The following is a 23,679-nucleotide window of genomic DNA, read 5'->3' as shown; positions in this document are numbered from 1 at the left end:
GCCCTATAACTGATATGGAAAGGTGGCGAGTAACGGTATGCTGAGAGGATTATGTGTTCGCACTACAATTTCGGCCATGTTACTGACTTCAGCAGGAGGTATGGGCGTAACATCGGACGAGAGGGTTATCCAGGCTGCGGCAGCCTATGCGGTTACCTGGTCCTCAGTGACCTGGAACGGAAGCACGAACACGGTGTCGGGTACGTTGAAGAATGAAACCTCAGGCTCTTTGGCTATGACACTGGTAATCGGAATTTATGGGGAGGAACATCGTTTAATTCATGCCGTTACGGAAGTAACAGAAATGCAAGCTGGCGAAACAAGAGCGGTTGTCATTCCCGTCGGGGAGGTAGATGCTCAATCTGTCCGTTCCGTTAAACTGATGAGTTGGGACAACCTGACTGATTTGAGGCCGCTTTCCCATTCCGTGGAAGTCAATACGGTTTCTCTTTCCCCCGTAACCGAGGCGAAATTAAATCCTTACTTGTTGTTCACAGGCAAAGTCACGCGAAGTTTCTCAACGGACACAGCCATGAAGCTTGCCGCAGATGTTACGCAATATATCGATGAGAACGCCAAAAAAATTACCAGCGCCACAGGAGAGCTGGAGTGGAAATACGGTCAAGGCCATGTTCGGCTGAATACAGCCCGAAGTCAAGCCGTAACGGGAAAACTTGCAGCCGCAAACGGAGTAGAACTGAAAGACGTACGGATTACCTCTACCAATGAATTCGGTAATATTGCCGTTACTTCCATGGACGGCAGTCCTATTGAAACGTCCAGGAAACTGTTGATTCAAGCTTTCACCGAGAATATACCTTACGGTTTCAGAACAGAGGCGTCGGGAACGGACGGCACCCGCAAGATTACGGCACTGGGCGGAGGTCCCATGAATGTACGTAATATTGAAGCAACCGTGTTGTTGAAGCAGATGAACGATATCAGCAAGGTGTATGCCCTAGACAGCAACGGCAGAGTTCAGCGGGAACTGCCGGTTACCACCGTAAGCGGCGGTGTCACCGTCCAGCTTCCTGCGGATACCATGTACACTCTGGTGGAACGCAACGGTCTGCAGGACCCTTATGTTCCCGCTCCAATTGTAAATAAACCGCCGGTCTACGTCTGGTGGGAAGGCGAATCCCCGGTATCCACCAATTTCGGTCAGTTCGCCAATTCGGATTTCGGCGCGGAGACGCTCCCGACAACCCGACATTTGTTATCGGGCGGCGATTGGCTGGATTTGGGACCGACGCAAGTCGATGAAGCGAATCCGCCTTCGGCTACATACGAGATCAACGTGCCGGAGAATGGTCAATATTCTTTCTTTGTCCGTAAATTCTGGCTGCACGGGCCTTTCCACTGGAGGTTTGACGGAGGGGAATGGAAGACGCTGGACCGCAATATTACACTGCTTGACGACACGTTCTTGCGCAGATTTATCGGCGCAAACTGGGTGTCTATGGGCGGAGTAGCGTTAACACCGGGCAAGCATACCTTTGAGATCAAGTTAATGAAGGAAACGGGAGAATCGGTTGCGGCCCTGGATGCCTTCCTGCTCACAAAGCAGTCCTTTCTTCCAAGCGGGCTAGTGCGTCCCGGTGAAAAGCTTGGACTAGCCGAACCGGGTTATTGGGCATTCGAGCCGGACCTCGAGCAACCGGGTCAGGTAACACCGATCGACTTGACCTACCTGAATGAGAAGCGGGCGGGGCAATCCGGCTTCATCCGCTCAGAAGGCGAGAAGCTTCTGCTCGGGAACGGCCAGGAAGCGCGCTTTTGGGGCATTAACAGCGGGCTGGAAGTGCTCAACCTGGAAAATTCGGACATGGATTATATGGCAGGCCAACTTGCGAAGTATGGTGTGAATGCTGTACGTCTTCATGGAGAATTGTTCGATGAGAATGGCGTAATCACCGATGACACACTGAGCCGCATGCATTACTTCGTGCATGCCATGAAGAACAAAGGGATTTATACGAATCTCAGCTATTATTTCGTGCTGTGGTCGGATATGACCAATGCGCAGGATTATAAGCAACCCGGTTATGAATTCTACGACTGGAACAAGAATCCGTTCGGATTGTTGCTATTCGACAAGAAGCAGCAAGAGGTATACAAGAAAGGGCTGCGCAAGATGTTGACGGCGCCGAATCCTTACGAGAACGGAACCCCGCTCGCGAAGGAGCCCGCTATTGCCAATTTGGAAATTCAGAATGAAGACAGCTTCTTGTTCTGGACGTTCGCCGATTGGAAATACCCTGACAAAGTGAAGCAGAACCTGTACAGTCAATTCGGCCAGTGGCTTGTAGCGCGTTACGGTTCGATCGATGCGGCATATGACGCGTGGGGACCTTTACAGAAGGAATGGGCGGACGTTCCCGAGCAGACGGTGATGCAAGTGGAAGAAATCGGACCTACTCCATGGGCGACGGGTGAAGAGGGCGACCATAAGCGGCGCAGAGACCAACTGAGGTTCCTTGTTGAGACCAGCCGCGACTTCTATCAGGAGATGGTTGACTTCATGCGGGACGACATCGGCTCGGAAAGTATGATCAGTGCAAGTAACTGGATCACGGCCGATCCGCAGAAACTGGAAGCGCTTGAACGCTACAGCTACGAGCCGGCGGATATCATTGATCGTCACGCTTATTTCGAAGCTAATCACGGCGCTACGAACGGAATGGTATATACCGTTCAGACCGGCGATACGTTCAAGCCCGAGCCGGTGGTTACCAAGCCGGACACGAATCCGGTAAAGATGATTCATAACGAAGGTCATCCTTCTATGATCTCGGAAATTACGTGGACGAATCCTACACCTTATACGGCAGAAGGCGCATTCTTTATGGCTGCATACGGAGCGATGCAAGGTATTGACGTATTGCACTGGTTTGCCATGAACAAACCGGGATGGTCCACCAAGATTGACAAATGGCCGATCAATACACCAGGTATTATGGGTCAGTTCCCCGCCTACGCGCTGATGTACAGACGGGGGGATATTAAAGAAGCGCCTGTTGTGGCTTCTGAGAAATTGAATATGGAATCCTTGTATAATCTGAAGGGTTCTTCCATCTACGAATCACTGAATGTCGATGATTTCCGTAAATAAAGGGAGGTGGGCATTAGGATGAGCTGTATATTCAGAAAAATGGTATCTGTTTCTCTAGTCTTTGTTCTGCTGTTGCACATGATGGTGGTGCCCGTTATGGCCGAAACGGCGGAAACGCCCGCCCTAACAGAGGATTCGGGGGAATTGCTGGCCTATGATCCGTTTCTTTATAATAACAACGCCTCTTTACAACTTGCTGACGGGGGACGCGGCTTTGGTGGCAGCTGGACGATTCAGGACAGCGACACGCAGTTACCGGGATACCAGACGGAGACGTCGGAGCCTCCCGTCTATTCCAACCTGACCACCGCAGGAGGTTACGCTACCGGAGGATCTTCTTTCAAAACCGCTTACCGGAGCATGAATGTGAGCAATACTGGACCGTTCGCAGAGTACGTTACCAGCGGCGGAAAGATTGGCAAGCCCGGAACTACGTTATGGTTCAGCGGCATGCTGCGCAAGAATCACTATAACAGAGATCACCTTTCCTTCGGTTATGAATGGAACTCCATGCGGCTTCAGGCCGGATATTTCGGTGCGGAGCCGACCGTTACCGGAACGACCTATTGGTCATTCCAGTTAGACGGTGTCACGTATCCAAGCACGGTGCCGATCGTAACGAATGAAGCTTCGTTCCTTGCGCTGAAGGTGGAGTACGGGACCCCAAATAAAGTTTCCTTATACGTGAATCCGGCGTTAAACGGCGGCGAGCCGTCTGTTCCTTCGGCCCAAGCGGAGACAGCTGCGGATTTGTCCTTCTCCAATGTGACATTCTATGCAGGAAACAGTCCGGGCAAGGGACTATTCGATGAGCTGCGAATCGGCACCTCTTTCGGTGCGGTTGCCCCGACGGCCAAGGATACGAGCCCGCCTTCAGCGCCTGTCGGTGTCGCTGCGGGTACCTTGTTATCAACCTATCTTCAATTGAACTGGCAAGCCTCGTCGGATGATGACGCGGTGGCCAAATATCAGATTTATAACGATGGCGCATACCTTGCGGACACCGTCACTACCGGCTACGATGCAGCCGGCTTGCAGCCGGACACGCGCTATCAGTTCCAAGTGAGAGCTGTGGATTATGCGGGCAACGTATCCGAGTCCAGTGAGGTTCTGGATGTGACGACACCGCCGGAGACCGTTGATCCGGTTCCAGGCAAGCTGCTGGCGTGGGAACCGTTTGGTGCCGCGACCGGCAAGCTGAACGGAAGCGGCGGCGGTCGCGGCTGGAAAGCCGACTGGGAGGTGCAGGACGGGAACAACAGTGTTCCCGGGTACGAAGTGCGTGACGCATCGCCATTAACCTATCCTGGATTGTATCAGGAAGGCGGCTATAGTGCGGGTGGGAAATCCTATCTGACCGCTTATCGCGGACTGGATTTAAGTCCTTCAGGTCCTTTCGCAGAATTACTCGAGAACGGCAAAGCAGGCAAGCACGGAAAGACCCTCTGGTTCAGCGCCCTGCTGCGCAAAGACCAGAACAACAATGACGAGCTTAGCTACGGTAACGAATATTGGCAGCAAGGGGTGCAAGCCGGATATTTCGGTTCCGCATCGAACGCGGACGGCAAACGCTATTGGTCCTTAAAAATAGATAACAATGTATATCGAAGCAACATACCGGTTATCGTCGGAAAACCTACGCTGGTTCTGATGAGAATCGACTATAACCCGACGACCTTAATCAGTATGTATGTCGATCCTGCGGACTTCGTTTCTCCACCGGCGCAACCGGATGCCATTGCGACTTCCTCGGCAGATCTGACTTTCCTCAACATGGTCTACTATGGAGGAAGCGGTCCCAATCAGAGTTCGTTCGATGAAATTCGGATCGCTACGAAGTACAGTGCGGCCTTACCGACGGTATTAGATACCGAAGCTCCTCAAAGCCCGGAAGGTTTAACGTTGCAGCGCGCAACGGATACGACGCTTACCCTGGGCTGGAACGCAGCGACTGATAATGTTGGTGTCACGGATTATCAGATTCTGGTGAACGGCGCGCTGAAGGGGACAACGTCCCAAACGGAATTTACGGTGCGCGGGTTAACGTTCAAAACAAATTATTCGATTATCCTGCGTGCGTTGGACGGTGAAGGCAATGCGTCCGGTGAAAGTACTCCGCTGCAAGCCGCAACTGTGGAGCCTGCGGACTTCACCCGTTATAATTTTGAGAACGGGGATATGCACGGCTTTAAAGTGTTCGACGGGACCGCGGCAACGGTGTCCCTGGATTCCGCATTCGCCTACAAGGGAGAAGGGTCTGTGAAGGTACAATTCGCAGGAAGCGCTTCAACCGGCGTTGTTGGCGTAGGCATTGACCGGCCGGATCCAAGGATTCATAAGAACCAGACGATAACGTTCCGCGTGTACATTCCGGCAGATTCGAAGATTTCCGCGCTGCAGCCTATGATATTCGGCGCGGGATGGACGTTTAACGGAGGTTGGGCAGACGGCGCGAACTTGAAGAAGGGCGAATGGAACACGTACAGCGTAGATTTTACGCAAGGAGATTCGCCATCCGAGCGTCTCGGATTCAATATTTTTGCCAATGATCCTGTTACATTGTGGATTGACAGTATCACGTACTCGGGGTACGGCGAGCCGGATACAACGCCTCCGACCGTGCCTGCGGGACTTGCGGTTAATGCCCATACGGATACGATGGTTTCCTTGTTATGGCAAGCCGCTAAGGATTACGAAACAACGGTAACTTATGATGTGTTCGCGAATGACAACATGGTGGGCAGTACGAAAGGGACGGCATACAGCGTATTAAACCTCGAGCCGTCCAAAACTTACACATTCACGGTGAAAGCGAAAGATGAAGCAGGAAACGTGTCTGCATCCAGCTTACCGGTCAGCGTAGTTACGGATCCTCCCTACACTCGGCTGCAAGGAACGCCGTTTGGAACCGAGGGAATCGATGCAAACCGTGATGTGACGAAAGCGTTCGATGGCGATACGTCTACTTCTTATGCGGCAATGACGGGCAGCGGCGGATATGTCGGCATGGATATGGGTGAGAATCAATACAAGCAGATAACTAAAATTCGGTTCTTCGTTGACGGCGCCAAAGCTGCGGATATGAAAGGCGGTAAGTTCCAAGGATCTGCATTATCGGCTGATGGCGGTTATGATACGCTGTATACGATGCGCATACAACCGGCAGAAGGATGGAACGAAGTGGTCATTCGTAATGTGAAGGGATATCGATACATCCGATATATGCCTGCACCCGGCAAGGATGCGAATGTGTCCGAGTTGGAAATGTTCGGTAAAGACGGAGACGCACTTCCTCCAAGCGCGCCTCAGGGCGTCACGGCTTCCAATGTGAAGGAAACCCGTGTGACGCTTTCCTGGAATCCTTCCACGGATAACTACAAGGTGAAGGGCTACAGAGTCTATGATGGAATCCGACTGGCTGGATTTACAGAGGGTACAACCTGGACTATACACAATCTGGATCCGAACACACCGTACTCGTTTACAGTACGCGCAGAAGATGAGGTGGGACTTATCTCTGAGTCATCAGAAATTGTGCCGGTCACCACAGCGCATGCGTCAGTAACCGTTCAAGCTTCATTCCTTAACGCCAATGATCAAGTCAATATCAGAGGCACAGTTACGTCTGGAAACCGCAAACCGGTGGCGGTCAAGGTGACCGATGAATACGGCCGCATCGTATACGTAGGTCAGACGGTGAGTGGTTACACCGGCCAATACGTCGTCTCCTTCACACTTCCTAACGCAACGGAAGGGGATTACACCGTCATTGTGAATAGTCAGGGCACGATGGAAGGGGCGGTAACCACATTCGTGGTGGACCTTACTGCTCCGACAGGCGAGGTTCAGCTTCAACAAGGGGCCGCATTCACAGGAACGACAGTGGTTAAAGCTGTATTGACGGGTTCCGACAACGGAAGCGGGCTTGCCATGATGAGTGTCTCCTGGGACGGCAAGCAGTGGTCCGAGGAAGAGCCTTTTGTACAGGAAAAATCACTGAATTTACCTGCGGGGGACGGAGCACATAAGCTGTTTGTCAGAATTACGGATAAGGCCGGTAATGTGAGCACGGTGTTCTCGGACGAGATCGTATTAGATATGACGAAGCCGGTACTTACTGCAACATCCGATAAGTCCGTATACGACGCGGATCACACCGTCTTGCTGACATGCACCTCCAGTGACGCTACGTCCGGAATCGCAACAGCCGCATGCACATCATCCTCTAAACCGGCTTATACGTATAACTTCGGTGCTAACACCGCAGCCTACAACGCGGTAGACCGTGCCGGCAACCGAGCGGACACACAAGTAAGCTTCCAGGTGAAGATTACGTTTGACGGGTTGTGCAGACTGGTGAAGCAGAAAGTGACTAACAAGAAGCTTGCGGACGGGATCTGTGCCATCATTACAATCATCAAGATGAAGTCAGCCAACATGTCCGCGGCAACCAAGAACGAGCTGAGAACAAAGTGGTTTCCGCAGCTGATTCAAGAGATTGATAAGAACAGAACGACTTTGACACCTGCAACGGCAGATCTGTTAATGAAGTCTGTGAAAGGGCTGCAGCAATTGATTGCACCATGAACTGAAAGGCGCTGACCGCATTGGTCAGCGCCTTTCAATTTCCGGCATCCCGACGATAAACTCCGGGCGTTACGCCGAACAATCCCCTGAACATCCGGTTGAAGTAGCTCAGGTCATCAATACCTACTTTCAACGCGATATCCAGAATCTTCAACTCCGTGCCTTTGAGCAATTCACCGGCAACGTTCAACCTAATTTCATTCCGGTATTCCACGAACGTCTTGCCGGTATGCTGCTTGAACTTGGCCGAGAAGGCGGAGGGACTGTATCCGCACATCTGGCTAGCTTGGGTCAGAGTGAGCGGCTTCATATGATGCATCCGGATAAATTCACAAACCTGCTGGAACAGCCTGCCTTCATCGGTGAGCGCGGCCAGCGGATTTTTTTTATTCCGATCATAGATGCGGCTGAGGAAGATGAACAGCTCAATCAGCATCGTCTTCGTTAAAACTTGATAGCCGGCATCTTGGTTGAGGTATTCTTGCTTGATTTTGCCGATGAGATATTGAAGCTCAATAATTTGGGCGGCATCCAGAGTAAGCCTGGATTGAAATTCGACGGTCTTGCGTAAAAAAGGTTCCACATAGAAAAAGTTAACGAAAGGCGTTACTTTAAAGAGCGCTTCCAATTCACCGGACAACAACGGTGGTTCCAACAACAGATTGTATACTTCAAGCGTATCGCCCGCATCCACACGATATCCGTGCGCAACCCCCGGTCCAATCACGAAGACATCGCCCTTGGCGACCGTATACTCTTCTTGCTGATAGCGATGAATGCCCCGTCCCCCCGCGATAAACACGAATTCTATGAATTCATGGCTGTGTTCTTCAACAAACTGTCCTGCCCGAATCTCATACTTATCCATATGAAAAGGGAACTCGGGACTCTGTAAATAATCGCTGCTCCGGTACATAACCATCCCGCTGGCCTGCCTTTCACGAATCGTGTTCATAAGATAATCCAATGAAACGCGTCAAATCCTCCAAGCGGGTCTACGCGTCAAATTTGTACAATGAAAGCAGTTACTTCTTAAGGAGGATTATATCATGTTACAGAAATTCGAGATCGAGAAATTTGAATCCGGTGAGGTGCAGAGCCAGCTGCGTCAATACTGGGTGACCGTGTCCGACCAAATTCAGCTGGTAAACAGATTACTATTTATAGAATGGGTCTCTTCGCGGGTGATCGCGGGATGGGTGCCGGCTGCGGCCGAATTCGAATGGAAGACGCAACTGACTTATTATATGTGGCAAAATATGACCATCGCTGAAAAGCTCCGCAAGCGGAAGGAAGAGCTTGCCGGCAATGCGAAGATTGTGATCCCATCGCAGAAGCTCGAAGAGCTGCTGCAGAACGTGGCTAGGGCCGACTCCTTTCATGCGTTCATGGGCGGCTGGTTCCTAGAGGTGCAACGCGATTTAGTCGCATCTTACGAGCATTACCTGTATGTCTGCGATCCGATCTTTGATGCGCCTACGATTGAGTTGCTGGAAGAGATTATTCCGAAGAAACGGAAACAACTGGAATGGGCCCACAAGGTCATTCACAATGCGGTCGCAGTACCGGAAACGCTGAGCTCGGTCGAACGTTGGCGAAGCTATACGAAGAAATACTTGCTATACATCGGCGGCTTGCTGGAGAAGGAAGAATCCTTGTGCACGCAGCCGGTTGCGCCAGCCGAACCTTACGGACCCGCGCCGGAAAAGCGTTCAATGCCCGATTGGCTCGACACCAACGTCAAACTCGATGAATTCCCGGAGGAATTCGCCGGTACTCTGAAGACGTTCATGTGGCATTACGCGACGGAAATTCAGGTTATTGATCCCATGTGCTACGTCTTCTACGGGATGGACGATATGCCGTTTGAATTCTTCGTTGATTTCAGCCGGCATATCTGGGATGAAGTCCGTCATCATCTCATGGGCGTTCGCCGCCTGGAGCAGATGGGTTATGATCCGAAGAAGCTTCCGCTGCCATACGATGAGAAGCCGGTAACCGAGCTGGAGCAATATTATCTTCACCTGACAATGCTTGGCGAAACCTGCTCCTTCTCCCGGAAGAAGAAATCCATGGAGGCTTTCTACGAGAAAGGCGACATCATTTCAGGCATGACAGCGGAAATTGATATTGTGGACGAACGGTCCCACGTAAAATTCGGCAAGAAATGGCTTGAGCCGATGTTCAGCCAGCGGCTGGGAGATCATCGAACGCTGGAGGAGCTTATTCGCGGGATGATTGAGGGTGTCATGCAGGAATTGCCCGAAGCGGAACGCAAGAGCATTTCCCACTTCGCCTTCTGCGGGCGGATTGAATTCAAGAATTTAAGCTACGACCGATTATAAGAAGTTTATAGTAATCTAAACACATGCATGCTTGACCTCGCATGTGTTTTTTCATGTTTGCAATGTTTGTAATGTTTACAACTTAGAAATACTGTTTTACATTCACGCAACAACATCACGTTCGCAATCGTTTATGGTATTAGAAGAGGTGAATATGAAACGCCTTCTGAACAAGGCCATTAGAAAGGAATTTGCAGATGTGCGGCATTGCAGGAATTGTATATTTTAACCCCGACCGGAAACCCAGTTATAATATGTTGCAAAAAATGACAAACACCATGACTCACCGGGGACCGGATCAGAACGGAATTCAAATTCATGAACAAGTGGGATTAGCTTTCAACCGTTTATCCATCCTTGATCTCGAACAAGGCGCGCAGCCTATGCCGAACGAAGACAGCAGTATATGGTTGGTGTTCAACGGCGAAATTTATAACTATCAATCCCTTAGAATGCAGTTGGAAGACAAAGGTCATATTTTTCGCACCCATACGGATTCCGAAGTTATTTTGCACCTTTATGAAGAATATAAAGAGAAATGCTTGGAGCACTTACAGGGCATGTTTTCTTTTGCGATATGGAATATAGAAACACAGGAGCTGTTTGCGGCCCGGGATCACTTTGGCGTTAAGCCTTTCTATTATTATCAGGATAAGGACCAGTTTATTTTTGCTTCGGAAATCAAAAGTATTCTTACGGTCGACGACGTAATTCCGATGGTGAACGCGAATAGTCTTATGCATTATTTGACTTTTCAGTATGTTCCTCACCCGGAAACGATGTTTGAAGGCATCCGAAAACTGGAACCGGGTTATTATATTCACATTAACAAGTCAGGAAAAGTCACGAAACAACCTTACTGGGCTCCTGCTTTTGAACCTGAAAACCGCCCCATTGAAACGTTTATTGAAGAATTGCGCCACAGCCTGAAGAAATCTGTCAAAGATCATATGCATAGTGAAGTTCCGCTTGGATGCTTCTTGTCGGGAGGCATAGATTCTTCGTCCATAGCTTCCTATGTTTCGATGGATCGTTCCCTAAAAACGTTTTCCGTTGGATTCGCGGGTGAGCACAACGAGACGGTGTATGCGGCCGAGACGGCAGCGGCTATCGGTTCAGAGCATTATGAGGAGCTTATATCACCGGAAGTTTTCTTTGCGGATACGCTGGAAGCGGTCTGGCATATGGATGAACCTATTGCGGATCCGGCGGCAATCCCAACTTTTCGTTTGTCCAAACTGGCAAGAGAGCAAGTTACGGTCGTATTATCGGGGGAAGGGGCGGATGAACTATTCGGTGGTTATGGCATCTATCGAGAGCCCTCCTCGTTAAGGCCGATTTCCTGGGTTCCCGACGGACTGAAGTCTGGACTTGAGAGGCTGCTGCGTCAAACACCCGGATCCTTCTATGGGAAAAACTATTTGCTTCGGGGGCTTACACCTTTGGAGGGCAGGTTTGTGGGCAACGCGAAAATTTTCTCGGAAGATGAGAAGAAGCACCTGGTCCTGAATCAGCAGGATTGGCTTAAACCCTGGGTAGTCTCACAAGAGCTGACACGTCCGATTTATGAAAAGTTTGCTCACTTGGATGAAGTAAGCCAAATGCAAACGATTGATTTAAACTTCTGGCTCCCGAACGACATCTTAATGGTTTCTGACAAAATGAGCATGGCCCACTCCCTGGAACTGCGTGTCCCGTTCCTGGATAAGAACGTATTTGAGATTGCGCGAAAGATCCCGCATAACTATCGGCTTGCGCAAGGTACAACCAAATATGTGTTGCGCAAAGCTATGGAAGGGATTGTGCCCGATCATGTATTGAGCAGACCAAAGCTCGGGTTTCCGGTTCCTTTACGGAAATGGCTGCATACAGAATGGGGCGATCAGATGTTAGAACAGATTAAGGGGAGCGGTTCGGACGAATGGTTCCGGATGGAAGAAGTCAAAGCCATGTTGAACAAACATCGCAACGGTCAAGGCGACTACTCCCGTAAATTATGGACCATATATATCTTTTCCCTTTGGCACGCAACTTACATTAAGCCTACCCAAATCGCATGAGGAATTCTATAGCACGATGAGCCGCTTATTATGCGGCTTTTTTGTGTATAAAGGCATCATGACTGGAATTGACAAATCACCTTTACATAAAGTAACATATGAACATATACTCATATATTAGTTATTGAGGTGAATGAAATGGAAAGCAATACCGATACTAGTAAACAACCTTGCCAACCGTTGGATGAAGAAACTTTATTTATCGTATCCCAGACTTTTAAAGCCTTATCGGATTCTACGCGAATTCGCATTCTTCACTTGCTGGCTCAGCGTGAATACTCTGTAAATGAGATTGCGGAACAACTTGGCTTGTTGCAGTCTACGGTTTCCCATCAACTTCGATTTCTGAAAAATTTACGTCTCGTGAAATTTCGAAGAGCGGGACAGACGCTGTTTTATTCCCATGATGATAAACACGTCATGGATTTGCTGGAGCAAGCCATAATTCATGCATGTCATGATTGAGAAAGGCTGAGGGTGATGGTATGAAGGAGTATAAAGTGAAAGGACTTACTTGCGCCAATTGCGCGCAAGGACTCCAGGAACAACTAAATCGGTTGGAGTACGGGGAATCGGCCAGGCTCAGCTACAACAGCGGTAAGCTGACGGTTGATCCGAAGGTTTCCTTAGATGCTGTAAAGAAAGTGCTTAAATCCGACGGTGCTTTTATTGACTCGGCTCAGGGTGATCCCCATCATGCTCATCACCATGACCACAACCATGGCCATGCCCATGACCACAGTCATGAGGGGAATGACATGATGAAGCGACTGTTGTTTGTTGGCGCGATCTTGTTCGTTGCTGTCATTGCGATTGAATCTCAAATTCCCGATGTTCCAGCCGTTATCTTGTATCTTCTCTCCATGGCCTTAAGCGGGTACAAGACATTCCTGAAGGGCATGAAAAACCTGCTTCGCTTGAAATTTAATATTGATACACTGATGACCATTGCCCTTGTGGGCGCCATCGGGATCGGCGAATGGAAAGAGGCTACCCTGGTAGCATTGCTTTTCGGGTTGAATGAACTTCTGGAAGGTCTTGGAATGGAGAAAGCTCGTAAATCCATGGAGGCTCTCCTGCAAGTAGCTCCAAAAGAGGCGACTGTCATCTCAGGAGGGCAAGAGCAGGTGGTGCCGATTTCTTCGTTACGTGCCGGCGATATCGTGTTGGTGCGTTCCGGGGAGAAAATCCCGTCAGACGGAACAGTTATCGAAGGGAAGAGCTCGGTGAATGAGGCGGCTATCACTGGCGAATCGCTTCCTGTCGAGAAGGGGTTGCAAGAGCCGGTATACGGAGGAAGCATTAACAACGAAGGCGTATTGAAAATCCGAATGGATAAAGCCTATCAGGATTCCTCACTGGCTAAGATTCTGCATCTGGTAGAAGAAGCGCAAGAAACGAAAACACCAACAGAGCTGTTTATCAATCGGTTTGCCCGATATTATACGCCGGCAATCATTCTGATCAGTTTACTCGTCCTGTTCATCCCACCTGTCTTCTTAGGCGGGGCTTGGGAACACTGGATCTATCAAGCTCTTGCGGTGCTCATTGTAGGATGTCCGTGCGCTCTGATTCTTTCCTCCCCGATCGCTATCGTTTCCGGGATTACAAGGAATGCGAGAAACGGTATTCTGATCAAAGGCGGCGTGTTTCTGGAACAGCTTGGGCGAATGGATACGTTAGCTTTTGACAAAACAGGAACGCTTACCAAAGGGGAACCGCATGTTGAACAAGTACGGGCTTATGATGAACATCTGCTTTACAAGATTGCTTATGCCGCTGAAAAGTCATCCTCTCACCCGCTCGCTAAGGCGGTCGTAAGTTTTGTAAGCAGCAAAGGGATGGTTCCTCTGGAAGCGGAGGAAATACAGACGGTATCCGGACAAGGCATAAAAGCTAGAATACAGGGCCAAATGTATACGGTTGGCAATGAACATAGTATGCGGCATCTATCCATACCAGATCACATCCTTCAAGATATCCAGGCACTTAAAGCTGAAGGATTCACATTAGTGTTGGTCGCCGATGAAGCGAGCGTGTTAGGGATCTTCGCTATTTCGGATGAAATCCGTGAAGAAAGCCCGTCCGTTATTCGCGCTCTGCATGAAAGCGGGATCAAGCGTACTGTTATGCTGACCGGAGATCATGCCCAAACAGCGGAAAAAGTGGCCAAAGCCGTAGGCGTTACAGAGTACTTCTCCAATCTGTTGCCCGAGGATAAAGTGGCCAAGATTAAGGATTTGGCAACCCGAGGGAAGGTTGCTATGATCGGAGACGGTATTAATGATGCCCCTGCTTTAGCGAGTGCCGACCTTGGCATCGCGATGGGAAAAGGGACGGACAGCGCCATCGAAACCGCGGATATTGTTCTGATGCAGGATCATTTGGGCAAGCTTCCGGAAGCGATCTCCGTTGCCCGAAGGGTAAATGCGATTATTAAGTTTAATATAACCTTCGCGCTTGGTTTGAAGTTGATTGCCTTGCTGCTCACCATTCCGGGATGGCTTACACTCTGGATCGCGATTCTGTCCGATATGGGCGCGACGATCTTCGTAACGCTGGTCAGTCTGACGGTGCTCCTATCCGACAAGAAGCCACAAACACAGTAATGTGCACAAACAAGCTGTTCCCTAATAACGATTATGGGAACAGCTTGTGTTATGAAGCAACAATTACAGATTCAAATGTAATTTCCTGGTGTTCAGCACCCCTTCAAGACCTGTGGGATCATTCTGTACCTTAAACCGAACGAATTGTTCCGCCCCTTCGGAAGTGCGGATTCGCAGCGGTTTCGGTTCCATATGAAGCAATTCCCATACGACTTCTGCCACGCCTTCGGCTGTTTGCGGCGCCGTGGTCCTGCTTCGAAACGTATCTATATACTTCGTGAGCATCGGCTTATATTCATCTTCAAGTATACCGCCGGTTTGTTCCACATGTCCCATCACGGTGCTGTTAAATTGGGTTGCAACGGCCCCGGGTTCCAGCAGAGTCAGATCAATATTGAAAGCAGGTTTGTAATAAGTGGCCAAGCTTTCAATCAAGCCTTCAACCGCGAATTTACTGGCGCAATAAATTTCGTTAAACGGTTGTCCGACCAAGCCGCCTACGCTGGTTGTGGCGATAATATGACCCGACGCCGCTTTGCGAAGCAAGGGAAGACCCGCACGAATGGAATGCATGACACCATACACATTCGTATCAAACACGCGTTCAATATCGGCCGGATCCGCTTGTCCCAAGGCGCGAAGGAACCCAAACCCGGCATTGCAGAAGAGAACATCCAGGTACCCGTGCGCAGACTCAATCTGATCGAATGCGCGCTGCAAGGAACCCGGATCGGTCACTTCCATTTCGATGAAACGCAAATTAGCTTTATCCCCGTATTTGACTTGATCGCGTTCAACATTTCTGGTTCCCGCGTAGACCGTCCACCCGTTATCCGCCAATTTCAAAGCGGTGGCTAATCCTATACCCGTTGAAGCTCCTGTAATCGCAATGATTTTACTCATGTGAACACTCCTTATTTCTCGGCTTTATCAAGAAATATTATATCAATAAATTATTTTTTTCCAAAACAAGGTGTGCGCTCACAGCAAACAGGGTAAGAAATAGAGTTAGAGATGATAGGGGGAGATTTATTGTGGTAACGAACCGATTTCTTAAAAATTGCGCCGGCATCATTGCGGTACTGTTAATTATCTATTTGTTGTACAAGGTACGATTCGTGTTTGGACCTGTCGTTGAAATCATCAATCTCCTGTTAGTTCCGTTCGTGTTGGCAGGATTCTTCTATTATGTTCTGCGACCGGCATTGCATTATCTGGACAGGCGGAACACCAAGCGTATTGTATCTGTTCTCCTGATTTACTTTTCAATCGTGGTTGTTCTGGTCATTACCTTTGTTGCCGCCTGGCCGGTATTGGTCGAGCAGGTTCGTGAGTTTGTGAAGAACTTCCCGGAGTTGGTGAACGCGCTAAGCGGTCAAACGATGGCGTTTCTGGATCAGGATTATCTGTCGATGTTGAACACGGAGGATTTTAATCTATCGGATAAATTGTCGGAATACGCGAATCGCGCTTTTTCCGTAGTTACGGATTATACGAATATGGTGCTTGCCTTTATTTCCAGATTCATTGTGGTAATCGGTACGGCTCCCATTATACTGTTCTTTCTTCTTAAGGATGGAGAGAAAGCGCCCCAGCATATTCTGAAGGTTATTCCCAGAACGTATCGGCCTAAGGCGAATAAAGCGCTTGACGAGATTGACCATGCCCTAAGCGGTTACATCGCCAGCCGGATGATCAGCACCCTGATTCTAGCGGTGATGATGTATGTCAGCTTTCTGTTGATCGGGCTGCCTTACTCCCTGTTGCTCACTACGGTAGCTGCTGTGTTGTCGCTCATACCGTTTGTAGGTACGTTTATTGGCGCGATTCCGCCAATCATTATCGCATTTATTGAATCCCCTCAGATGGCATTATGGGTGGTTCTGATCATTGTCGTTGCGCAACAGATTCAGGATAATTTATTATCGCCGCTTATTTTTGGGAAAACACTGGATATACACCCGTTCACAACGATTCTGATCTTATTAATCGCGGGTAATTTCTTTGGGATTCTGGGGATGTTGCTTGCGATTCCGGTCTATATGATGATTAAAATTATTATGAAGCAAATCTTTGAGGTGTTCATGGAAGACAAAGTAGAAGAAATCTTGGAGCAGTAATATACAGATATGCTAAAATGGAGGGGATTTCACGATCCGGAAGGAGTTTCATCGAATGCAAGAGTCTCTGACTTTAAAGGAAGCCTACAAGTTAACGCCATACCTATTAAACGGCCATGGGCCAAGAGATGTGCAAGTATTAATGGATGCTTTATCCTCTTACCCTGGGAATATGGAAAGCGATATTTATGGTACAGGCGAGCTTATAGAACATTTTCAAACCGAAATGGCAACGATGCTTGGGAAAGAGTCCGCCGTATTCTTCCCGAGCGGTACGATGGCCCAGCAGATCGCTCTAAGATTATGGTGTGATGAGAAAGGATGGAGGCGGGTAGCCTATCATCCCTTGGCCCATCCGGAAATTCATGAAGAGGATTGCCTGAGAGAGCTACATCAGATTGAAACGGTGCTGTTAGGTGAACCTGATCGGCTTATCCGCTTGGAAGATATCAAACAGATGAAAGCCGATATTTCTTGTGTGCTGTTGGAATTACCTCAACGCGAGATCGGCGGTCAGTTGCCGACATATGAAGAACTTGAAGCGATTTCAAAGTATTGCCGTGAACTTGGTATCAAACTGCATATGGACGGGGCGCGTTTGTTTGAAGTGTTGCCCCATTATAAGAAAACCGCAGCGGAAGTTTGTCAGTTGTTTGACAGTGTATATATCTCATTCTACAAAGGGATCGGCGGGGTCGCCGGAGCGATCCTTGCGGGTGATCTTTCATTTACAGAGAAAACTAAAGTTTGGAAAAGACGTCTCGGCGGCGATTTAATCAGCCTTTATCCCTATATTCTGAGCGCTGAGTATTACATAAAGCAAAGGTTGCCTAAGATGGACGAGTATTATGAGCAATCGAGAGAGCTGGCTGCGTTGTATAACGCCTGTTCTGGCTTAACCACGGTCCCTTACGTGCCCGTATCTAATATGTTTCATGTGCATGCTGCAATTCCGGCAGAGAAACTGGAGCCTGAGCTCATTGCTCTATATGAGCAAACAGGGATTGGATTGACCTCTTATTTAACCGGGAATAATGGAAATTCTACATGTTCCTTTGAGGTCAATATAGGTGACCGATATACAAAGATTTCAAAGGAATCGGTGAAGAAAGCATTTGACTTGCTCCATCAACGTTTGGTAGCTTTAACGTAAATAAGGGATATAATATAAGCTATACATATGTAGACAGGAGTAGTCCGCGATGAAAACCGATTTGCCGCATTTGGAAGAAAGTCAACTTACACCGTACATTCGACCCAGTGATCTGACCCGATTCGAAAGTGAAGAAGAGCTGCGGGATAAAGCTCTGGAATGGGGCCTGATTAATGAAAAGGCGAAGACCAAAGATGAATATTGGTACAAAGGCAAAGGATACAAGCGTTTATGTAAACTGGTCGGATATGATCATCCGCTGACTTGTGTAGTGGAGTTCCAGGACGGCAATCTCCATAATGTTCATTATGCATATCTTAAAGAAATGCAAGCTGCCAGCTTCAGCGCCGGCGTGAAAGTGATTTCGGACGACAACGGCGAAGGCGAGCCTGATTCGGATGAGTCTGGTGATGATACTGATGACCGCGCTAAGGTTGATGCGGAGCAGTTGGAGGTTAGTTCACCGCCCGCCGCGGTACCAAAGCCTAAAGCAACGATGCCCGGTGTTGTTGACATATCAGATCCGGAGAACTTCACCGGGATGGAAACGAAACCAGCCAAGGCGACGAAGAAAGAAAAGAAACCGAAAATTAACCTGCCTGAAGATAAGGTGGCGGCAACGGCCACCATAGAAGAATTTACGACCAAATATAATCACTTTAACGAAACGGAAGATGAGATTATCGTTTATAAAGACGTGGTGCTAACGTTGGCGAACGGGGAAGAGCTGGCGATTGAATCAGCCTGGTCCAGTAACAGCAATACGCTGAAGAAGTTGGAGCTGGAGCTTGGCGGACAGATTTCGTTCGAAGCCAAATTCGCCGACCGGAAGCTGAACAAGGAAGTGCGGTACAAGATCAATAATCCTTCAAAAATCAAAAAGCTTTAAAGCGGAACCTTAAGGGCTGAGGAGAGGATACACATCTTCAGCCCTGTTCGTTTTTCCGCATAACTTCCTATAAACCGACATTTTACACCTCTTGTCGCGCCCAAATGTAAGCGCTACAATTATAGATAAAGGCAGGTGATATACATGAGCCAAGACGAGGAAATCGTTCAGGAAATCACCGAGATTGATGCGGAAGATCTAACCGAGGAAATCATTGCGGAGGAAGTAGCGGAAGCGGAAGAAGCCGCCGAAGAACTTGCGGAACAGCCTGCTGCGGAAGCCCAAGAGGCCGCGGAGGAAGAGCTTGCGGCAGCCGAGGAAGAAGCTGCAGCAGCCGACGAAGAAGCAGCTGCAGCGGAAGAAGAACAGGCAGAGTAATTGTGGTGCGCAATGTAATAAAACCTGCTTAACAAAGACCCGGCTTGTTACCACGGCCGAGTCTTTTTTTTGCTTGACATCAAACAGAGTTGCGTTTAATATCTAGTTAAATCATACTATACATATTGGAATTATATGTTTTATACCGACCGGACCACCGGAGACGCGCTCATAAGATGAGGTGTCTCTTTTTTGCGTTAAAGGTGGAAATCTATAAATTTCTTTTGGAGGCGATAAGCGTGAGTAAACCGAATCGGCAAATGAATTTAAACGCATTTCTAATGAATGTGGGACATCATGAGGCGGCATGGAGACATCCGCACACGGAACCGCAGAATATAACCGACATACATTATTTCAAGAAACTTGCGCAAATCGCGGAGGCGGCGAAATTCGACTCGTTGTTTCTGGCGGACGGGTTAGCCGTTTCCCAAAATATTAAGCATGGCGCCTACATCGGGTTGGAGCCGTTTACGTTACTGTCCGCCTTAGCGGCTGTAACCGAACACATCGGTCTGATCGGCACGGTGTCAACTACTTATAATGAACCGTTTCATCTGGCTCGTAAATTCGCCTCTTTAGATCACATCAGCAAGGGCCGTGCGGGTTGGAACATTGTAACCTCCGGCAGCGAGTATGAAGCGAGAAATTTCAGCAAGAACGGACACCTTGAGCACAGCAAGCGTTACGAGCGTGCAAGGGAGTTTCTGGAAGTGGTAACAGGTTTATGGGACAGCTGGGAAGACGACGCGATCGTGAGCGATAAACAAGCCGGTATATTCGCGGATGACACTAAGGTCCGTGAACTGAACCATGCGGGGGAGACGTTCCATGTACAGGGACCGTTGAATATATCCAGATCCCCGCAAGGATATCCGGTGTTGGTGCAGGCGGGCTCTTCCGAGGACGGGAGAGAGTTTGCGGCCCGGCATGCGGAAGCTATATTTACGGCCCAGCAGACACTTGAAGAAGCCCAGCAATTTTATGCCGATGTGAAATCCAGGGCTGCCAGATACGGACGAAATCCGGATCAGCTTAAAATTCTGCCGGGGATCTGCGCCGTTCTGGGTGCTACGGAATCGGAGGCTAAGGAGAAAGAAGCCTATCTCAACGAGCTTACCGTGCCTGCTTACGGGTTAAATCAACTGTCGAATATGCTGAAGATTGATCTGTTTCAGTATCCGTTGGACGGTCCTCTGCCCGCGTTGCCGGGTGTAAACGAGATCAACGGAAACAAGAGTCGATATCAACTGGTGGCCGACTTGGCGCAGAGAGAAAACCTGACCATTCGCCAATTGATTCATCGCCTTGCAGGCGGGAGGGGGCATCGAACCTTCGCGGGCACGGCGGTTCAGGTGGCAGATCAGCTCGAGGAGTGGTTCCAAACTGGAGCAAGCGACGGATTCAATGTGATGCCGCCTTATTTACCCGGCGGGTTGGAGGAATTTGCGGAACAAGTTGTGCCTGAGCTTCAGAGGCGGGGCCTGTTCCGGACGGAATATGACAGCGCCACGCTGCGCGGTCATTTCGGATTGGATCGCCCGGCGAACCGATACGCGTCGGCCGGCGTTTCTCTTTAAATGAACTAACCTATGTAACCTGACCGAGGGGTCAGGTTATTTGTATGTGCCTAATGTTGTCAAGATCAGGTTCGATGCGGCATAAACTAATCATATATGTAAGCGTTAACATTGATTTATTCAAATCTTATATATACGAATACGAGTGTGGGGTGATCCGAATGGGTACTCGGTTATGGTCCGAATATTTAATCAAAAAGCATCATCCGCATCTGAAATACGTAAGAGTGCATACGAGCGGAAGGCACTCGGCGGTTATATATGCCTGGAATGAGGATTTGAGTTTAACGAACACTGAGATGACCGATCTGATGTGTTTCGCGTCGAATTATTTCCTGCCGCATGTCTGCTTTCAAGTGAAAGGATACTCCGCGATTCAAACGGATAAAGTACCTCCGACGGATGATCTGCCGGAGCCTGTCGTTGCCGCGGCCATGAGCCGCAAGCTGGATCAATATATGATTGTGGATGTCATCAGTTCCATGTTCGAGCGGGGGCGGATGACCTTCAGGAGTTACAACGAGAAGACGGGCACGATCTATTATGATCTCAGTGTGGATTACGCCGTGACCGACTTTGATAAGGAACTAGTCCATAAATATTTGTATGAGATCATACCGCTGGGTTCCCGGTTTGAAATTGCTTACTTGCCCTACTCCGAAGCAGCCGGCAATTCCGGCAAACCTTCGCCCTGACCAATCCGTGTAAGACCGTCCCGGCAGACGCCGTATGGTTCCCAAGGACAGGATGCGCAGAGATGGGGAATCAGCTCAGGTTCCATGTGAAGCCTGATCCTCTTCAGGATGTCCTCCCATGCGATGAATGTACCCGCAACGAGACCAAGCCGATCCAGAACGGCTTGGTCCCGGCGATCCACGCTTTCGGACCTGCAGTGATTGGGCTTGTCGGCAGGGTAACACTGACAAAGATCATCCGGTCCTTCCACGAGCAGCACCATCGTGGAGGGTTCTTCACGAAGAGCTTCATATACGACTTTCATATTTAACGTAAATTCAGGAGAGTAGCCCATATCCCGAAATCCCAACAAACACAGCAAATGGTGGCCGCGCAGTCTCAAGCTCATAGGTTCACACTCCGGTATCATAGTTGGCAGACATACTCCATCATAATCAGATCCAGCCGCTGGCGCAAGAAAAGACGTATTATCAATCTCCTATGTCCCCAAAAGGAAGCCCCGGTCCGCGGACCGGGGCTTCACCCTATTTCAGTTCACCGGAACCATAAATGGCTTCCTTCACCCGCTGACCGTACTCTGGATCCGCTTTGGTAAAATAACCGATCATCCGCTCCTGTATATCCGTTTGGCAGGTGCGTAACGCTCCCGCAAGGTTGGAGATGAGTTCATCGCGTTCCCAATCAGCGAAGTTGCGGTACGTATCACCGGCCTGACCGAAATCATTCGTTCGCTCAATCTTCTCCCGAACTAAACGGGCATCAACGTGCGGCTCGTGGTCCTTGCCCGGTTTAGGCGCTTCTTCAAGCCCGCCCAAAGAGGAAGGCTCATAGTTCACATGCGGATTCTGGCCCGGGGCCCGATCTACCCGATATTGCATCTGGCCGCCGCTCTGATTGGTCGCTACCCGTGCGCGAGGGGCGTTGATAGGCAGTTGGAGGTAGTTAGCCCCGACACGATGGCGCTGCGTATCCGAGTAGCTGAACGTGCGGCCTTGCAGCAGCTTGTCGTCGGAGAAGTCGAGACCGTCCACCAGAACGCCAGTCCCGAAGGCTGCCTGCTCCACCTCGGTGAAGTAATCTTCGGGGTTGCGGTTAAGGGTCATTTTGCCTACCGGCAGAAAAGGAATTTGCTCCTCAGGCCACAGCTTCGTAGGATCCAACGGGTCGAAATCCAGTTCCGGATGCTCGTCATCGCTCAAGATCTGCACGCAGAGCTCCCACTCCGGATAGTCACCGTTCTCGATGGCTTGGTACAGGTCAACGGTTGCATGATTGAACTCTGTGGATTGAATGGTTTCAGCATCCTTCTGAAGGAGATTCAGCAATCCTTGTTTGAGCGGCTCCCAATGGTATTTCACCAGGAATCCGGCCCCTTCGCTATTGACCCACTTATATGTATTCACGCCAGAGCCCTGCATTTGCCGATAATTGGCCGGAATACCCCACGGAGAAAACAAGAAAGTGACCATGTGAGTCGCCTCCGGCGTTAAAGAGACGAAATCGAAGAAACGTTCCATACTTTGCGTGTTCGTAATCGGATCCGGTTTGAACGCGTGTACCATATCGGGGAATTTAAGCGGGTCCCGAATAAAGAAAATCTTCAGATTGTTACCGACAAGATCCCAGTTCCCATCTTCGGTATAGAATTTAACCGCAAAGCCGCGCGGATCGCGCAACGTTTCCGGGGAATGACCGCCATGGACAACCGTGGAGAAGCGAACGAAAACCGGTGTTTGTTTGCCGGCCTGTTGAAATAACTTCGCTCGGGTAAACTTCGACACCGGATCATCACCCGCCGTACCGTAAGCCTCAAACACACCGTGAGCACCCGCGCCTCGCGCATGCACCACACGTTCAGGAATACGTTCCCGGTCAAAATGTGTGATTTTCTCAATAAAGTGGTAGTTTTCCAAAGTTGTGGGGCCTCGGCGTCCGACTGTCCTTACATTCTGATTATCCGTAATGGGATGGCCTTGACGATTCGTAAGAGTGTAATTATCGGTTTGCGGTGTCTGACCTTGGGATGAACCTTGCTTTTCATTCATGGACGATGACCACCTTTCCTTTTAGAAAGCGCTAACAGAACTTAGCTGACCCGCTGATGCGCATGGATGTGTACTTAAGGTATACTGAAGGACAGGGATCCTGTT

Annotated in this window: 15 protein-coding genes and 1 pseudogene; 12 read left to right on the top strand and 4 right to left on the bottom strand. The window is 49.4% G+C overall.

Annotation, left to right across the window (positions count from 1 at the left end; translation table 11 throughout):
* Positions 1 to 37 precede the first annotated feature (37 nt).
* A complete protein-coding gene (locus SY83_RS20210; RefSeq protein ID WP_157279894.1) occupies positions 38 to 3,112 on the top strand; it encodes a hypothetical protein in 3,075 nt (1,024 codons plus the stop codon).
* A gap of 18 nt (positions 3,113 to 3,130) precedes the next feature.
* On the top strand, positions 3,131 to 7,699 hold the full coding sequence (locus tag SY83_RS20205) for a fibronectin type III domain-containing protein (protein ID WP_068609833.1): 4,569 nt from the start codon (positions 3,131 to 3,133) through the stop codon (positions 7,697 to 7,699).
* Positions 7,700 to 7,733: 34 nt separating this feature from the next.
* Here SY83_RS20205 and SY83_RS20200 read toward each other — a convergent pair whose 3' ends face one another.
* On the bottom strand, positions 7,734 to 8,654 hold the full coding sequence (locus SY83_RS20200; protein ID WP_157279893.1) for an AraC family transcriptional regulator: 921 nt from the start codon (positions 8,652 to 8,654) through the stop codon (positions 7,734 to 7,736).
* 94 nt (positions 8,655 to 8,748) lie between these two features.
* Here SY83_RS20200 and SY83_RS20195 point away from each other — a divergent pair, with 94 nt between their 5' ends.
* The 4 genes from SY83_RS20195 (at position 8,749) to SY83_RS20180 (ending at position 14,713) form a co-directional block, all read left to right on the top strand.
* On the top strand, positions 8,749 to 10,044 hold the full coding sequence (locus SY83_RS20195; protein WP_068609830.1) for a DUF455 family protein: 1,296 nt from the start codon (positions 8,749 to 8,751) through the stop codon (positions 10,042 to 10,044).
* Positions 10,045 to 10,241: 197 nt separating this feature from the next.
* On the top strand, positions 10,242 to 12,104 hold the full coding sequence (asnB, locus tag SY83_RS20190; RefSeq protein WP_068609827.1) for an asparagine synthase (glutamine-hydrolyzing): 1,863 nt from the start codon (positions 10,242 to 10,244) through the stop codon (positions 12,102 to 12,104).
* Between the two features lie 138 nt (positions 12,105 to 12,242).
* A complete protein-coding gene (locus tag SY83_RS20185) occupies positions 12,243 to 12,569 on the top strand; it encodes an ArsR/SmtB family transcription factor (protein WP_068609825.1) in 327 nt (108 codons plus the stop codon).
* 20 nt (positions 12,570 to 12,589) lie between these two features.
* Positions 12,590 to 14,713 (top strand): heavy metal translocating P-type ATPase, encoded by a 2,124-nt coding sequence (locus tag SY83_RS20180; protein ID WP_068609823.1) that lies wholly within the window; start codon positions 12,590 to 12,592, stop codon positions 14,711 to 14,713.
* A gap of 63 nt (positions 14,714 to 14,776) precedes the next feature.
* On the opposite strand, the gene SY83_RS20175 is transcribed toward SY83_RS20180, so the two are convergent.
* Entirely contained in the window at positions 14,777 to 15,616 is an 840-nt protein-coding gene (locus SY83_RS20175; RefSeq protein WP_068609821.1) for an SDR family oxidoreductase, read from the bottom strand.
* Between the two features lie 131 nt (positions 15,617 to 15,747).
* Between SY83_RS20175 and SY83_RS20170 the strand changes: the two genes are divergently transcribed.
* The 6 genes from SY83_RS20170 to SY83_RS20145 all read left to right on the top strand — a co-directional run bounded on the left by SY83_RS20170 (position 15,748) and on the right by SY83_RS20145 (position 21,528).
* Complete coding sequence (locus tag SY83_RS20170; protein ID WP_197479906.1) at positions 15,748 to 16,833, top strand: AI-2E family transporter; 1,086 nt, start codon at positions 15,748 to 15,750, stop codon at positions 16,831 to 16,833.
* Between the two features lie 55 nt (positions 16,834 to 16,888).
* The gene (locus SY83_RS20165) at positions 16,889 to 17,986 is read left to right on the top strand and encodes a threonine aldolase family protein (protein ID WP_068609817.1); all 1,098 of its coding nucleotides are present in this window, start codon (positions 16,889 to 16,891) and stop codon (positions 17,984 to 17,986) included.
* A gap of 49 nt (positions 17,987 to 18,035) precedes the next feature.
* Positions 18,036 to 18,875, top strand: coding sequence for a hypothetical protein (locus SY83_RS20160; protein ID WP_068609814.1), 840 nt, complete (start codon positions 18,036 to 18,038; stop codon positions 18,873 to 18,875).
* A 144-nt stretch (positions 18,876 to 19,019) separates the two neighbouring features.
* Complete coding sequence (locus tag SY83_RS20155; RefSeq protein WP_068609812.1) at positions 19,020 to 19,253, top strand: hypothetical protein; 234 nt, start codon at positions 19,020 to 19,022, stop codon at positions 19,251 to 19,253.
* A 239-nt stretch (positions 19,254 to 19,492) separates the two neighbouring features.
* A complete protein-coding gene (locus SY83_RS20150; RefSeq protein WP_068609810.1) occupies positions 19,493 to 20,833 on the top strand; it encodes an LLM class flavin-dependent oxidoreductase in 1,341 nt (446 codons plus the stop codon).
* 161 nt (positions 20,834 to 20,994) lie between these two features.
* A complete protein-coding gene (locus tag SY83_RS20145; protein ID WP_082882649.1) occupies positions 20,995 to 21,528 on the top strand; it encodes a hypothetical protein in 534 nt (177 codons plus the stop codon).
* Here SY83_RS20145 and SY83_RS20140 read toward each other — a convergent pair.
* Together SY83_RS20140 and SY83_RS20135 are read right to left on the bottom strand one after the other, a co-directional pair.
* Positions 21,486 to 21,917, bottom strand: a complete 432-nt coding sequence (locus SY83_RS20140) for a DUF1284 domain-containing protein (RefSeq protein WP_068609808.1) — start codon at positions 21,915 to 21,917, stop codon at positions 21,486 to 21,488. The genes SY83_RS20145 and SY83_RS20140 overlap by 43 nt on opposite strands.
* 160 nt (positions 21,918 to 22,077) lie before the next feature.
* Positions 22,078 to 23,574 (bottom strand): annotated as a pseudogene (locus tag SY83_RS20135) (catalase); the annotation flags it as partial.
* Between the last annotated feature and the right edge of the window lie 105 nt (positions 23,575 to 23,679).

It is taken from the genome of Paenibacillus swuensis (assembly GCF_001644605.1).
GTDB classification, from domain to species: domain Bacteria; phylum Bacillota; class Bacilli; order Paenibacillales; family DY6; genus Paenibacillus_N; species Paenibacillus_N swuensis.
This window is presented reverse-complemented; position numbering and strand designations above follow the sequence as displayed.